This is a genomic window from Legionella londiniensis, assembly GCF_001467825.1.
Classification (GTDB): domain Bacteria; phylum Pseudomonadota; class Gammaproteobacteria; order Legionellales; family Legionellaceae; genus Legionella_A; species Legionella_A londiniensis.
This window is the reverse complement of sequence record NZ_LNYK01000014.1, coordinates 97,699-113,707: the sequence shown is the minus strand read 5'-3', so window position 1 is coordinate 113,707 and position 16,009 is coordinate 97,699. Positions and strand designations below refer to the sequence as shown.

Below are 16,009 nucleotides of genomic sequence, written 5' to 3'. Positions count from 1 at the left end.
TGCATGATCAAGATTGCCGGTAGGTTCGTCAGCCAATACGCAGTGTGGCTGACGAACCAACGCACGGGCAATGGCAACCCGCTGGCGCTCCCCGCCAGAAAGCTCTGAGGGTTTATGACGCTCCCGTTCACTTAACCCCACTGCCGCCAATATGTTGCGAGCCAAATCCTCTGCTTCTTTAAGGGGCTTTTGAGCCAGTAAAAGCGGCATGGCAACATTCTCGAGCGCGGTAAACTCGGGCAATAGATGATGAAACTGATAAATAAACCCCATCGTTTGATTACGAAGCTTGCATCGCTTGCGTTCGGATAAAACCTGCCATTCAGTTGATTGAATGAATACCTGACCAGCCGAGGGCTTATCAAGGCCGCCCAGTAAATGCAGCAATGTACTTTTCCCAGATCCGGAAGGACCGACAATAGCAATTCTGTCGCCTTTACGAACCGTAAAATCGATTTGATTCAGCACCTCAATTTTGTGTTGGCCATCATGATAGGATTTGCTTAACTGCCGGCAATCAATAATCACTTCATTCATAGTGCAGCGCCTCCGCTATAACCGTTTTTGATGCACGCCAGGCAGGATAGATTGTTGCCAGAAAGCTCATGAACAAAGCTGCAAGGCAGACTTGCCATAAGTCCCGAATCAGGATTTTTGATGGCAGGTAATCGACAAAATAGATATTGGATGACAACAATTGCACGCCCAACAAGGATTGCAAAAAGTTAACAATTTCCGTTGCATTACTGGCCAGTAACAAGCCGCCCAATAACCCAAGCAACGTACCCACAATACCAACCATCATCCCCTGGACAATAAAAATGCAAAGAATAATCCCAGGTGTTGCGCCAATGGTGCGTAAAATTGCTATTTCCGCCTGTTTGTCATTCACCACCATAACGAGTGAAGACACAAGGTTAAATGCGGCCACTGCAATGATTAAAAGCAATATAAGAAACATCATGGTTTTTTCCATTTTGACAGCCTGGAAAAATGCACCAAACTGTTCCGTCCAGTTGCCAACCTGATACTCTGGGCCCAATTTCCGGGCGAGCTTTTCGGCCAGCATTGGAGCCTCGTATATATTATCAATTTTTATTTTGATGCCGGTCACATCAGTTCCCAGGCGCATGAATTTCTGCGCGTCTTCGATGTCCATAAAAATCAGCTTTGTATCGAAGTTAAATCCCGTACCGGCAGAAAAAACACCCTGAACAGTAAAGCGCTTAAAGCGGGGAATCATCCCTGCGGGAGTGACTGTAGCCTGCGGAATCATGATAGTGACCTTGTCACCTAACATAACGCCAAGATTATTGGCCATGCCTCTGCCAAGGATGACGCCAAAATGCTTTAACCCCTGCATATCGCCGGCAATCAATTTATCCTGCAAGTGATTGATACGCTCTTCATATTCAGGAGAAATGCCGGTTAATACCACGGGCAGTACTTGTCCCTCATGAGTCAGCAACCCTTGTGCCCCGACATAAGGCGCTATGGCTTTAACGCCCAGCATTGCTTTAACCTGCTCTGCCAATGCCTGCCAATTACTGATTTTATCATCCTGGCCGGTAATAGTGATTTCCGGCGCCATATCAAAAAAGCGATGATGGATTTCTTCATCAAAACCATTCATCACAGAAAGTACGGTAATGAGCACCATAACACCCAAACCAATACCCAGCATGGAGCTTAGCGAAATAAAAGAAACAAAATGGTTTTTCTTTTTGGCGCGTGTGTAACGCAATCCAATGAACAAAGCTATGGGTCTAAACATAGTCGGCAATGAATGGTGTAAAATCATATTGTAGTTAAAATTAAAGAGACATGATACCTTTGCATCCAGTTCGAACGCACTTTTAGCTTGCAAGAATCAGTCACGGAGCCTAAAATAATTCCACATACTTCCTGGCAAGAGCCGCATAGTCGAATTCAGCTTTGACATATTGCTGCCCTTTTAGCCCCATCATTTCTCTTTCGGTTTCCGGGAGCTGGCTGGTTTTATGAATACAATCTGCAATCTCTTCTGGCGACTCTGCCGGGCAATATCTGCCACAGCCCACTTTTTCAACCATTCGAGTTGGGGAGCCCCCTGATTCAATGATTGGCTTACCCGCCATCATATAGTCAAACACTTTATTGGGGCTTACGCCATATTGATAAATGTCAGCATTGTTCCATCCCAAATAAAGAGCATCCATTTCCCTTAAAAATGCAGGGATTTCCAATTTCGAGATTGGCGGCAAAAAGGTAATATTTGTAAGACTTAAGGAATTTACTTTTGCGTCGAGCTGTTCTTTTAAATTTCCCTGGCCAATCAAAACGGCATGAACAGGAACGTTTTTCCTTCCTAAAATTGCCATGGCATCGATAAGGTGATCCAGCGCATTCGGTTTTCCAAATGCGCCTGCATATCCTAAAAGAAAATGTCCGGATTTTTTTAAGGCCTGGATTTTCAGGGCCGCCGGTTCAGAGAGCTTCCTGAAATTTTCAAAAGCCGCGACACTGGTTCCATTTGGTATAAACCGATACCGCTCGCCGGCCAGGCCTCGTTTTTGCATGTATGAAAAAGCATTATCCAATACCGAAACCACATAATCTGCACCTTGATATGCTCTGCGTTCAATGCGGCCTAACCAAAGCACTAAAGGGTGCCAGTTTGGAATACCTAAAAGACGCTGCAGCGATAAAGGCCATAAGTCCCGAACCTCAAAAATTAATCGGGCATGACATTGTCTGGCTAATTTTTCCAAAACCGGATAATGGAACGGATGGGCTGATGAGGCAATGATCACATCGGGAACACTGGTTATTGCAAGAATATCATGCAGGCGGCGTTTGAACCCAGAGGCATAGCCCAGCATGTTCAGCATGCGCCCGGGGCCGTTTCCCTCATATGAAGGCGTTTTCAGGGTAATAAAAGGGACATCTTCAGATATATCCAGCAAAACCGGTTCTTTTTGTTCTACAGGATTTTGTTGAAGATGGTGAAAGCTCGCTCCAATTACAAATGCATGATGTCCCGCGTGGTTAAATGCCTGGGTTAGATAAAAAGGACGATAAGACATGCCTTTTAGCGGTGAGCCTGCATAATGATGGCAATACCAGATTGTTTTTCGCTGATCTGACACACTACCCTTCTGAAACTGGATAAATAATTAAGGCCTGTTGACTGGGTTACAAGTATAAAATACCATCTAATCTTCTGAAAATCATCAAGAGTATGCCGTGTATAAAGGAAAACGTATTTGTGTAGTGGTTCCTGCCTATAATGAGGAAACCCAAATAGGAATAGTCGTCAACACCATGCCAAAATTTGTCGACAAAATCGTTATCGTTGATGATGGCAGCAAGGATAAAACCGTCGAAAAAGTCAAGGAATTACAACAATCTCATGAGCGTATTGTCCTCATTGAACATGAGGTCAACCAGGGTGTTGGCGGCGCCATTGCAACAGGCTATAAATGGGCGCGGGATAACAACATGGATGTTGCGGCTGTTATGGCAGGAGACGCGCAAATGGATCCTGAGGACTTGCCTGCAATTCTTGACCCGGTTGTAGAAGATAAAGCCGATTATTCAAAGGGCAACCGTTTGACTTCAGGCGAAGCTTATAAAAAAATCCCTAAAATCAGATATTTTGGCAATTCAATTTTAACCTTGCTGACAAAAATTGCTTCTGGATATTGGCATATCACCGATTCACAAACAGGCTATACTGCGATTAATAAAAAAGCGCTCGATTTAATCGACTGGGATACCATGTACAAGCGCTACGGCCAACCAAATGACTTATTGGTTCGCTTAAATATCTATAATCTTCGCGTGAAAGACGTCACCATTAAACCCGTTTATAATGTTGGGGAAAAATCCGGCATCAAAGTCAGAAAAGTCGTTTTTTCCATAAGCTGGCTATTGTTGAAGCTTTTTTTCTGGCGCCTCAAGGAAAAATACATCATCAGAGACTTTCACCCCTTGGTATTTTTCTATTTTCTTGGATTCTTTCTCTTTTTCGTCAGCTTAATTTTTATTTCCCGTATTTTTGGGGTATGGATGCTAACTGGCCATATTCCGAGGCTCGCTGCTCTCGCTTTTGTCTTTTCTTCCATCATGAGTGTGCAAACCTGTCTTTTTGCAATGTGGATGGACTCCGATTATAACCGAGACCTGGTCGCTTAAAAGTGAAGCTGAGAGAAGCTAATGGATTTTACCTTAAAGACTTATGAGCAATTGCTTAGAAAAATACAACATACGAACCATAAAACCTGTACAGTGTATGAGTTCATGCGCGATAAGGCAGCAGCCGATGATAAGCTTATCGTGCTGCGTCATGACGTGGACAGAAGACCGAAAAATGCCTTAAAGATGGCTAAACTCGAAGCCAACCTTGGCATCCAGTCTACTTACTATTTCCGTCATATGCGAGAGACCTTCAAGCCTCAGATTATCCGCGAAATTGCAAGCATGGGTCATGAAATTGGCTATCATTATGAAACGTTAGCCAAGGCGCGTGGAAATTATGAAGAAGCGTATCAAATTTTTAAGCAAGAACTTGAAAATTTTCGAACTCTTTATCATGTTCAAACAATTTGCATGCATGGACGGCCTTTATCGCGCTGGGATAACCGTGATCTTTGGAAAAAATTTGATTATCAATCCTTAGGTCTTATAGGCGAGCCTTATTTATCCATAGACTATGCAAATATTGTTTACCTAACCGATACTGGGCGCTCGTGGGATGGAGGAAAATATAATCTTCGAGACAGGGTCAAACAGGAAAAGCCGCAACATGTGTTTAAGAAAACTCAAGACATAAGCAATTTTCTGCCGAACAACTCCAAAACCATTATTCTGCAAACTCATCCTGAGCGTTGGGCTTATTCACCGATGAGTTTTTTGATATCCTTTAGCGCCGATCAGGCGACAAATATGGTGAAGCGCGTACTTTTTCATATTCGCTCCTAGCATTTTATCATGCGATTTGGGCGGAAATTTTGGTGCATTTATGGATAAAGCTATTGCCGAGCTGCAGCATGAATCATTAATTGATCGCGTGGCTAAAATTAAAGATAAGCTGAAAGAATATCACGTATCAGGAAAAAAGCTCTTTGCTACCTCATCATTTCAACCACAAAGCTTGCCTTTATTGCACATCCTTTCAGGCATGGATTTTGTTATCCCCATCTATTTTCTGGATACTGGCTATTTATTTCCTGAAACTTATCTTTTTAAAGACCAGTTGATTAAGCTCCTCAATCTGACGGTTATTACTCTGAAAGCAAATAGCTCAATGCTGATGCAAATCGATCAACAACACCGCTTTTTGTTTATGACCAACCCGGATAGATGCTGCGCCATTAATAAAGTTCTACCTCTTGAACCTGTGTTGCAATCACATGACGTATGGATAAGCGGTGTGAGAGCTTCGCAAAGTGAAACTCGAAAAAAAATGAGTGAAGAAGATCAAGGGAAATTTGGAATAACGCGCTACCACCCGCTTTTACAATGGACTTCCAAAGAAATATATTATTATTCAAAATCTTACCAACTGCCTGAGCACCCGCTGCACTCTAAGGGATATGAAAGTATTGGCTGCATACCCTGTACCGCCAAAATCATGGATGACCAGGCGTTTTCGCGAAAAGGACGCTGGGCAGGCATGAAAAAAGAGGAATGCGGTTTACACACAGAATTATTGGAAAAAAAGTCAATATGAATATTTTAATCACTGGCGGCGCGGGTTATCTCGGTTATGAACTCACAAAAATGCTGCTTTTAGATCCTTCTGTAAAGCAGGTAACCGTGTATGATAATTTTTTGCGGGGAAATTATCATGTGCTAAAGGAATTTGTAAACGAACCCAAAATAATCCTCGTCCGCGGTGATATTCTTGATACCGGCAAGCTCGAAAAATGCTTGGCGGGCGTTGATGTTGTTTGTCATCTGGCCGCTGTCGTCCGCGCTCCATACAATGAAGAATTCACCCACTTGTTTGAGCAAACCAACCACTGGGGAACTGCATCCCTTTGCGCGGCACTGGAAAAAAATAACGCTCAAAGATTAATTTATATCAGTAGCGGCGCAGTATACGGAGTCTCTAACCAACCATTCTCCAAAGATAATGAGCCAAACCCTGCCTCCGGCTATGGCCATTCGAAATTAAATGGGGAAAAGCAGCTAGAACGGGTCAAGGCGCAGATGAATGTGACCATTCTTCGACTCGGCAATGTATTCGGCTACTCCCCTGCCATGCACTTTGGTTCGCTCATTAATAAATTTAATCTGGCCATGAGGCTTAATGAACCTTTATTGGTCCATGGCTGCGGCAACCAAATCAGGCCTTTTATTCATATTCAACGGGTGATAAAAAGCATTTATTTTTTTCTAACCCAAGTGGATTATGATAAGCATTCCATTTTTAATATTTACGATTTTAATGCGAGCATTAATGACATCATTCAGAGTTATCGTGAGCTTTCTTTGGATTTTGAATTGATTTATGTAAACAGGAATCAGCGTTTACAGGATTTAAGCCTTGCAGGCAACAAGCTGCTTCATGAATTCATTGGTGAGCCGCTATCGTTTACTTCTTATATTCAAACCAGCCTGCTTTAAGCAAGGTGTACTGATTGGATTAAGTGCTTGCTTTTTTATCAAGGCGAGAAAATATAACGTCATATGCTTCCAGTAATACTTTTGACTCGTTTTCCCAATTAAATTCAGCTAATATGGCTTTTCTTCCATTCTGCCCCATCCGGTAAGCTTTATGAGGGTTATCCAACAAATCATGGATTGATTCTGCAATCATTTTTGGATTCAGGGGATCTACTGTTATTCCACAATCATATTTTTTAATGATTGCTTCCCAGTCAGGAAAATTCGATGCGATAACAGGAAGCCCCGCAGCCATGTATTCAAATAATTTCAGCGGGTAACTTGTTAGGAATGTTTTGGTGGGATGCAAAATAACCAAGCCTATTTTGTGCTGATTGAGTACTTGGCTGATTTGCGGGAAAGGCAGCCAGGACAAATAGTGAACAGCAGGATTTGGCCTGATGTATTGTTCATTTAATTTTTGGGACATATTGCCTGCCAGAGTTAAAGATACCTTTTTGGTCTTATTTAGCTGGTCAACCGCTTGAATCATTTCTTTAAGGCCGCGCTGTTCATTCATGCTTCCAACATAGATTAATTCATGTTTTCTTCCTGCGTAGTCCTCAAAGCTGAAATCACTCGCATTCACTTCAGGATAATTTCTGACAAGCTTTACTTTATTATCCGGAAATTTTTTAGCAATCGCAGGCGTTACTGCAATGATTGAATCAAAACATTGACCTGCAATTTTTTCTGATAGTTTTGCGGCATTTGCTAATATGATTCTTAAAAATTTTGGGATATGCCCTTTTAGCAAAATATCTTCAGGGACATCTTCATGCACATCATAAACGACTTTTTTCCCTAAAAGCTTAAACATCAAACCAGAAAAAATCAGCTCTGGATCATGAAAATGAATAATCGCATTCTTTTGCCGCAACACTTTCATGAATGCTTTCAATTGATAGCGCAAAAAACGATCAAGGCGGTTTTTCGGATGGCCTAATGATATGATATGAATTGCATCGCGGGTCAAATTCTTATCTCCCGGCGCAAGCAAAGTTACCTGATAGCCACGCTTCGCCAACCCCATGCATTCCCGGTAATAAATTCGGGGGTCATACGCCCCATGCACGGTTGTCAAGTGGACTATTTTTTTATTCATGATGACTATTACCAACCAGCGTCAAATCAGGCTTGCCTATCTTTAAGCTTATATCTCCCTGTGGAAAATATGCAGGTTTCTTATAAGAAATTACAAGTCGGTAACCTGAAATTTCAGTATTAATATCCACATATTTTTCAAAATCTTGCTCGGTGAGTTTGATATTAATATCCTGATATTTTTCTGACAGGTTTATTCTTTTTCTATAGGCACTAAAAGTATTTCCTTGAAACGAGTCACCTATTATTTCAATCATTGCCTCCCCTTGGCCTTTTATAGAGAAACGAATATCGCTTAACTTTTTCGAAGGATAAGGGAGCATAGGACCGCTAATCACATAGAGATTACTGTCTTGGGGGGCAAGTTGTATTGTGTCATCTTTGCCATCAGAGAAAGCCTGCCATTTATCGATATAATTCATATAGGTAGACTGAAATCCAAATAACCTTTTTAATCGATCAAAATAAGCGCGGGCTGGAATCGGGCTTAAGATGCGCCATCCCGCATTGATAAGGTTATTTTTAATCTGCAAGTCATGTTCCGGACTAGTCGGATAATGAACTTGCGCCAGATCCATATCTTGAATATTTGCCCAGCCCTTGCCTGTGAGAACAAAAACCAAGCGGTAGTTTTTAGGTAATGCGCCTGTTTGAAATTGCGCCGTCTTGACGATAGTTTCTTTATTAAACAAAATGGTTTGCCAGATTTTTTGCAAACCCAGATAGCCCTCTTCACTATACCCTGCCAAGTAGACAATCAGATTACCATAGCCCTTAATTTTTGTACTCAGCTGATAAGTTTGATTTGGATTTAGTGCGATATCACCCTTATGCTGGTTGGACAGAAATCGGCCGAAAGATCCCCCATACCACCCTTTGCTTCCTGATAAAATGTATGACAATGTTGGGAAAGATGAAATATTAATAATATGGATGCCGCCACCTTCGGTTTTTCTATCTCTTTTTATCTCGCCGCCGCTATAAATCAGCCAGTTTATTAATTCTTGCTTCTGGCTTAATTTTGAAAAATCCTTGTTATTAATAAAAACTTCATCCAACTTATACGTTATGGGATTAGGAAGCAGCTCATAAAGCTTGGCTCCTCCATGCTGGTAAATGAGCTTTGCGATACCAGGATCGCCGAGAACTTGCGAAATATAAGATTGATCAATATAGGATAAAGGATAATTTGGCACAGCTATGTATTGAATGCCGAGTCCAACCAGGGCCTTATACGTGTCCCATTTGGATTTGGCGGTATATACCGGCAGCATTCGGGGATCGGTATGATAGAAATACTGTTTATTGGCATAAAATGCTGCTTCTGCGTTTCTAAATGACAATAGAATTGAATCTTTTGGCGCATTATTTCGATAAAACTCCAACAAATTATAAGTATCCTGGGCATGTTTTGCTTTCACTTCATCATCATCAAACAGCGTATTCAATGACAGTTTATAATCAAATACGCTGTTTGCTGGAAAGGAAAAAGCGAGAATGAAAATCAACGCGGATCCCGCAAGCGGAATAAGGGCCTTGTATCTGAATTGAAAACACTCAAGAAGCCTTGTTATTCCCCAACCGCCTAATATCGCGATAAATGGCTGAACACTCATCATATAACGATTACTGGCAATGAAATTATTGTTTTTTATCAAGATTGATAAAATAACCATGCCAAAAAAACACATGACCACTAAAAATGAAATGTTCCAGCTGGCCTGAATCCTGTCTTTTCCTGATATGCCGTCAATAAAAAAATGCTGAATATCTTTTTTGCGAATGGAAATGAGGGCTAAAATCAGAACAATATAGCTGAAGCCAAAATAGAGCGTATTATAAAATAAGCTGAAAAAGCCGTTTATCCATTTCTGGGCGTTTGTAGAAATCTCGTTTATGATTTCATAGATTTCAGAAAAATGAAGAGTAGGAACAGTTCTGACAATCGTACCATCATGAATCAAATATCCCGTTGTATATATGTTAATCGCATAACGGGGCGCAACAAACAATAAGCCTAGCAGTGTTACGAAAAAAACCTTTTTCAGACGCTGAATGATTGGTTCACGGGAGAAAAAAAGATAAATAAACCCAAAAATTGGTATTGCCAGCACTCCGATGGAGTGGCTATACAAACACATGCCAAGTAAGAAACCAGCGGGTAAAATAATTTTCCATTTTTTACAGGCCGTCAATTCTTGCAAAAACATAAAAAACGCAAAAAATGTATAAAGCCGCAAAGGATCGATTTGATGCCTGATAATACCGTTTAGTAATAAGGGAGTTGATATAAATAATAAGGCTGACCAAAAAGCGATCTTTTTATTCGTTGGTGAAAGTAGATTGATGATTAACGCAAAAATACAGGAAGCATAAAACGGCGCTACAATTTTAATTAAACCAAAATGTTCTGCTGTTCCTTGTATCAAATAGGACCAGACAAATAAACTTGAATAAGCTAAAGGATGTGTAAAAGGAGCGATAAACCCACCATATTCAGCTCCATTCATAATGGGATACATCCGGGCTGAATGCTCTGAATACATGATTTTTGCAAGCATCGCATATTCTAATGCATCATTTTCAGAGTAAGGTAAAAAAATTGCTAGAAAATATCCAACTCCAACCAGAATAAGGCCTAGGAATAAAATGAAATAAGCGGTTTTTTCCCGGGTTATATTAATGCATAATTGTGACCATGCTTTCTTTGCAAATTGAGGAAGAGAGCTTAAATACCTGCGAAAACAGATAAAAGGAATCAGGTATAACAGATTAACGAAACCGATATACACCCAGTTGGAATAGCCTGGCAGCGCAAGAAACAGCATGGTAACAATCCAGGAAATGCTGACAGGCCCTAGCCCAAAGCTATATATCAAGAGATTTCGCTTATTTTCGCCCTCAGCCTGAAGCAGGCGGCAAAAAACCTGATATATCACCAAAGAAGATATACCGTATGTAAAAATAAGCTGAAAAATAATAAAAGTGAGGGGATAGTACGCGGAACTCATAAAATATTTTCCTTCTTTATTCCAGCAGCTCAAGCTTATTCAAGCGAGACTTCAACAACATAAGCAAACCCTGGGCTTTATGTGTCTCTTGATGTTCGGTTAGATATTTTTTTCAATCAGGTAGTGCGGCTGTGTTTGATTGGCTGCATATTTTTTTGCGGCGAGTAAGTTTAACAAAAACAAAATTACATAAGCAATAATCATCAATATAGAAAACAGAATAAGCGTTGTTTCCGGCGAAGGCTTGGGAAAGTGATAATATGCCGGTAAAAAAGAAAGGCATAAAAGGCATACTAACATGATGCTCCAGAGCAATGCCTGCCCTTGTCGTTTCAAAATAGCTAAATTTTGCGAAGAAGAAACAATAGCAAAGCGCACTAAGAACATGACAGACATGATCTGCGCATATACCCCTGCCTGCCCCCAGTTATCTCCAAAAATAAACTGAAATAATAGAGGGGCAAACAACCCGATAACCAACATGGGAATCAGGCCTAAAAGAAGCAGAGAACAGGTTGTTTTAATATAAAACAAACTCAAAGCGCCCGGATCAGTGTTAAACAATTTGGCGCCTTTATTTAAATAAACCTGGCTGACTGAAACACTAATTAAATCAAGTGGGCTATAAACAGCCTGCATGGCCAAGGCAAACCAGGCAGCAACCTGGGTATCATAAGCGCTGGAGACTAAAATCACAGGCATATAATTTGCGATCCCAAGCATTAAAATAGATAGGCTGGAATGGAATAGAAACTGTTTATTTGCCCTGGTAATTAACCAGGCATTTTGCAGTCTTGCAAATACAGTGGATAAAAATCTTCGATTAAAGAGTTTTTTAATCAAATATGCCAGTGCCGCAGCCCAGCTTGCAACCGCTCCCAATACTAGGCAGAGTGCAGATGGAAAGAAAAATCCAAAACCAATCTGAACAAACAGTAGCACAGGCGCTTGAATAAAATTAGCTTTTCCTACGGTTGCAAATAAGTTATTTCTAACCGCCCAATATAAAAGGCTGTTTCTAAAACCAACGATTAGCACACCAACTGCTATCAACCAGATATAGCCATCCAGAGCTTCAATCTGCAAGGCATGTAAAATTATTTTTGAGAAAAAGCAAGTCACTGCTAAAAGAAACAAACTCATTACTGTTGTAATGAATAAGCAGGCGGCAAATAAATTTTTTGCATCAGTTTTTTTTTGAGGCAAGGTAATTAAGAGTTCGCCACGCAAACAGGCAACTTGATTCAAGGTATACATGATCGCGTTAAACACCGCATACACGCCAAATACAGCAGGGATATACAAGCGGCTAACGACTGGGATACAGGCAAACATGAGTAGTTGTGAAATGATTGTCCAGCTTACCACAATAGAGGAATTTTTAAGAAACCCTTCATTTTGTGCCATTAGCTTCAACAATTTATGTTTCATGTATGCTGCTCAGCTTGTTTACCATCCACATCTCTCAACCAAATCGTAAGTAGCTAGTCGCTGGCGCGAAATTAAAAAACAGGCTCTCACTTTCAGCCGACTTCCCGCGACTTGTTCGCGGGAAGTTGACAAAGATTAATTGGCGTTATAACTCAATTTCGCGCCAGCGACTAATTACCTAACATCTATAAAGGCTTCAAGCCATAACTCAATTCCAACTAACTGCCATAAAGTGTAATCATCGCACCGTTTTTTCTGAAAACTTGCAGCAACCGACTGGATAGCTCGTGGGTGAAACAGATTTCGTTTTGATAAAGCATTGAGTTTATCCTGCACGAGATCATTTAACACATGACGAATCCAAAAATCCATGGGCAAATCAAATCCTTTCTTCTTCATAGTTAAAGAAGAAGAATCAATGTACTTTTTAGCGACTTCGCGCAAAATATATTTGCCTACTTTGCCCCGCAATTTATATTGGGACGGTATTTTAAATGCGGCCTCGACCACATTATGATCAAGAAAAGGAAACCGGCCTTCAATGGAATATTTCATCGTGAATTGATCAACCCGGTATACATGGTGATTACCGATGTAATTCATCATATACATATAACACATGGCCTCAATATAATCATCGAACTGCACATTGGCGGGAACATAAAGCTCCCTTAGTTTTTCAAGTGAGCGCAGTTCTTTGACGGACTCATCGATAAACAGCCTATTTTTTTCAAAGGAAGACATGTTATTCAGCAATGCACCGTGAAGATCAGCATTGCTTTTCACATAAGACAAATCCAGAGCCCGCCGCCAACGGGGGTGATATAAGCTTACAATTTTTAAAAAAGGCAATAAGAGTTTTAGTAAACTGTATTGCTTTGCCAATTGGAATGTTTTGTAGCCCGCAAACAATTCATCCCCGCCTAATCCGTTTAAAATAACCTTCACACCATGGCTTGCGACCAGTTTGGAAATGATCAAATTAGGGGATAGTGAAAAGAAAGGCTCTTCATAGGCCTTAACGCAGCCATTGATTTCATCCAATATGGCTTCAGGCTTTTGCATGTGAACAATGTGCTCCATGTCATACATGGCGGCAGTCGCCCGCGCTTCATCTACTTCATTCAAGTAAGCGGCCTGCTCACCTTCAAAACCCAGCGTAAACGCTTTGATGTGCGGGTGATGTTTTGATGCAATGGCGGAAATGGTCGTTGAATCAATGCCGCCGCTCATGAACGTGCCTACTGGCACATCACTATGCAACTGGTATTTGACGGAGCGGGTAAGCGCTTCATCTAAAAGTTCTACCGCCTTCTGCTCTGATAAGGCATGATCTTGCGCATTAACAGGAATCTGCCAATATGATTCTTTCACCATTTTACCGGTAGAGATATTAATCTTTAACCAATGGCTTTGTTCCAGTGCAAAAACATCCTTAAAAGAAGTCAAGGGCCTTGGGGCAACACCATAACTCATGGCATGATACAAGCCTTCAAGGTTCACTTGGGGCGTATAAAGGCCTGATGCGATCAGAGTTTTTATATCTGAGGCAAAAATAAAAAAACCATTTTGTATGGTGTAATAAAAAGGCTTGATCCCAATGCGATCGCGCGCGCAAAAGAGTGTGTTCTCTTTCGCGTCAAAAATGGCGAAAGCAAACATGCCGTTGAATTTTTGTAACGCTTCTACACCCCAGAGCGCATAGGCATGCAAAATAACTTCTGTGTCGCTGTGCCCCAATAATGTTACACCCTTTTGGGTCAGCTCCTCAGCAACTTCCAGGTAATTAAACACCTCACCATTATAGATGATCCAGTATCGCCTGTCCTCAGTTGCCATCGGCTGGTGGCCTGTGGGCTTTAGGTCAATAATTGAAAGACGGCGATGAGCCAGGAACACATCTCCTTTTTCGGGATAAAGATTTTCAATACGGGTCTCTGGCCGGTAAAGCTCCGGAATTTGGGAAAAATTGGCAGTATGCCTGCCTTGTGCGATCCTTAACTGCGAATTCGTCTGTCTTATCAAATAGCCTTCATCATCGGGCCCGCGGCTTTCCATTGCATTGGCCATTTTATGTAACGCCTCTGATCCTTCAAAGCTTTTCTGATTAAAACAGATGATACCCGCGATTCCACACATTATTTTTTTCTTTGGCGGTTAAAGGGGTTTGATTGTAAACAATACATTATTGTTATGCAATTAGCGATGCAGCAGTTGAAATGAAATTGAAGCTAAATGGTCATGACTATATTGTTTTTGTTCATATAACTTATCATTTTTTCATCATTTATATATGGATATAATCTTTCACCGTCTTTAAAAATTATTTTTTGAAATCTTGTTTTGCCAAACTCTTTGTGATTTTTTCCATTTGAGCTGTTTATATAGTAGGGAAGCAGATAATAATTCAAATGTTTGTCTTTATGGAGAATGTAATCTTCCGCGGAAATATCAGCAAAAAAACCTTGGAAACTATCAAATATGAAAGGCTTATTATTAATAACTGCCTCCACATACACATGGCCATAGTCTCCAACTCTTTTAGCAGGTATTCCAAAATTGTTCAGCAGCATGTATAAAAATATTGCATGATTACTGCAGTCGGCATATTTGCCATTTAAAAATTGATTCAACGATACTCGATCCTGTTGAGAATGAAACCTTTTTCTGTCCCACAAGTTGGTTACTTTTGCGGTGATATAGCCTGCTAGTAGAAGTTTCTCATCGGTAATTTTCCATTCTTGCATTAAAGTCGGCTTTAACAAAGCAAACTCTTTCTCGAGCAAACCCTTTAATTCTTCCCAGGTTTTGGCCTTTTTTAAGTTACTGTTATATTTGAATTTTTCATCAACAGAACTTCTCAACTCCACAATATCCAAATTATCTGGAACAATTTTGTACTTATAATAAACTCTATTGAATTCTGCTTCCCACGCATTAATGCTCTTTTGATATTCTGAGAGCTGGGTTTGATATTCAGACAGTCGGGATTGATATTCTGAGATTTTAGTTTTATATCGGGCTTTAACTCTTACGTATTTATAAATACTAAAAGATGCTGTCAACAAGTATATTAAGGCCAATAGGCTTATGATAATTTTATACTTATCTGAGGAAGGAAAAAATTTAACCTGTTTTTCTGCAAAGACAATAAATTTATTCTTGATCATTAGAAAAACTCATTTGGTAATCCCCCCATTTTTGGTAATCCCCCCATTTTTAACTGACGCTAAAAGTAGAAACCTAGGCTGCTAGAGCCAATTTTCTTTTGGGTGGTATACCTCCAATTGCCGAGTTAGGACGTTCATTGTTGTAAGACCAAAGCCACTTGGTGGCCTGTTCTTGGACTTGTTCGATACTCTCAAATAAGTATTGATTAAGCCAGTCATACCGAACAGTGCGATTATAGCGCTCAATATAGGCGTTTTGCTGCGGACAACCTGGCTGTATGAATACAAGCTCAATATCGTGTTTTTTAGCCCATCTTGCCAGCTTATGGCTTACGTATTCAGGCCCGTTATCACAACGTATCTGCTTAGGCTTGCCTCGCCATTCAATCACTTGCTCCAGTGTCCGGATGACTCGAGCAGAGGGCAATGAAAAATCGGCTTCGATTGTCAGGCCTTCTCGGTTAAAGTCATCAATAATATTCAATAACCGATAACAGCGTCCATTATCCAGTTGATCATGCATAAAATCCATTGACCAGCACTGATTGCTTGATGTTGGCACGACCAGGGGCTCAGGCTTTTCCCTAATTAACCGTTTTTTAGGTTTTATCCGTAAATTCAACTCGAGCTCTTTGTATACAC

13 protein-coding genes are annotated in these 16,009 nt (G+C 40.7%); 4 read left to right on the top strand and 9 right to left on the bottom strand.

The window, feature by feature from the left end:
• From Llon_RS04225 to Llon_RS04215, 3 genes are all read right to left on the bottom strand, one after another.
• Window positions 1-537 (bottom strand): ABC transporter ATP-binding protein (locus tag Llon_RS04225; RefSeq protein WP_237758254.1); only part of this gene is annotated, 537 nt, incomplete at its 3' end.
• Complete coding sequence (locus Llon_RS04220; protein ID WP_058529092.1) at window positions 530-1,774, bottom strand: lipoprotein-releasing ABC transporter permease subunit; 1,245 nt, start codon at window positions 1,772-1,774, stop codon at window positions 530-532. The genes Llon_RS04225 and Llon_RS04220, both read right to left, overlap by 8 nt.
• Window positions 1,775-1,883: 109 nt before the next feature.
• Window positions 1,884-3,128 carry a glycosyltransferase family 4 protein gene (locus Llon_RS04215; protein ID WP_058528818.1) on the bottom strand — a complete coding sequence of 415 codons (1,245 nt, stop codon included), beginning with the start codon at window positions 3,126-3,128 and terminating at the stop codon, window positions 1,884-1,886.
• Between the two features lie 97 nt (window positions 3,129-3,225).
• On the opposite strand from Llon_RS04215, the gene Llon_RS04210 reads away from it, so the two are divergent.
• From Llon_RS04210 to Llon_RS04195, 4 genes are read left to right on the top strand one after another with little or no spacing between them, the layout of a single operon-like run.
• Window positions 3,226-4,176: a glycosyltransferase family 2 protein gene (locus tag Llon_RS04210; RefSeq protein WP_058528817.1), complete on the top strand. Its 951-nt coding sequence runs from the start codon at window positions 3,226-3,228 to the stop codon at window positions 4,174-4,176.
• Between the two features lie 21 nt (window positions 4,177-4,197).
• The gene (locus tag Llon_RS04205) at window positions 4,198-4,962 is read left to right on the top strand and encodes a polysaccharide deacetylase family protein (protein ID WP_058528816.1); all 765 of its coding nucleotides are present in this window, start codon (window positions 4,198-4,200) and stop codon (window positions 4,960-4,962) included.
• A 40-nt stretch (window positions 4,963-5,002) separates the two neighbouring features.
• The gene (locus Llon_RS04200; RefSeq protein WP_058528815.1) at window positions 5,003-5,713 is read left to right on the top strand and encodes a phosphoadenylyl-sulfate reductase; all 711 of its coding nucleotides are present in this window, start codon (window positions 5,003-5,005) and stop codon (window positions 5,711-5,713) included.
• Window positions 5,710-6,612, top strand: coding sequence for an NAD-dependent epimerase/dehydratase family protein (locus Llon_RS04195; RefSeq protein ID WP_058528814.1), 903 nt, complete (start codon window positions 5,710-5,712; stop codon window positions 6,610-6,612). Before Llon_RS04200 ends, Llon_RS04195 begins: the two co-directional genes overlap by 4 nt.
• A gap of 19 nt (window positions 6,613-6,631) precedes the next feature.
• Here Llon_RS04195 and Llon_RS04190 read toward each other — a convergent pair whose 3' ends face one another.
• The 6 genes from Llon_RS04190 to Llon_RS04165 form a co-directional block, all read right to left on the bottom strand.
• Window positions 6,632-7,756 carry a glycosyltransferase family 4 protein gene (locus tag Llon_RS04190; protein ID WP_058528813.1) on the bottom strand — a complete coding sequence of 375 codons (1,125 nt, stop codon included), beginning with the start codon at window positions 7,754-7,756 and terminating at the stop codon, window positions 6,632-6,634.
• Window positions 7,749-10,766, bottom strand: a complete 3,018-nt coding sequence (locus Llon_RS04185) for an ArnT family glycosyltransferase (protein WP_058528812.1) — start codon at window positions 10,764-10,766, stop codon at window positions 7,749-7,751. Before Llon_RS04185 ends, Llon_RS04190 begins: the two co-directional genes overlap by 8 nt.
• A 99-nt stretch (window positions 10,767-10,865) precedes the next feature.
• Window positions 10,866-12,197, bottom strand: coding sequence for a lipopolysaccharide biosynthesis protein (locus tag Llon_RS04180; RefSeq protein ID WP_058528811.1), 1,332 nt, complete (start codon window positions 12,195-12,197; stop codon window positions 10,866-10,868).
• 174 nt (window positions 12,198-12,371) lie between these two features.
• Complete coding sequence (asnB, locus tag Llon_RS04175; protein WP_058528810.1) at window positions 12,372-14,336, bottom strand: asparagine synthase (glutamine-hydrolyzing); 1,965 nt, start codon at window positions 14,334-14,336, stop codon at window positions 12,372-12,374.
• Window positions 14,337-14,428: 92 nt separating this feature from the next.
• Complete coding sequence (locus Llon_RS04170; protein ID WP_058528809.1) at window positions 14,429-15,367, bottom strand: transglutaminase-like domain-containing protein; 939 nt, start codon at window positions 15,365-15,367, stop codon at window positions 14,429-14,431.
• A gap of 73 nt (window positions 15,368-15,440) precedes the next feature.
• Window positions 15,441-16,009, bottom strand: a 569-nt coding sequence (locus Llon_RS04165; RefSeq protein WP_058529091.1) for an IS3 family transposase, incomplete at its 5' end; no start/stop codon positions are given.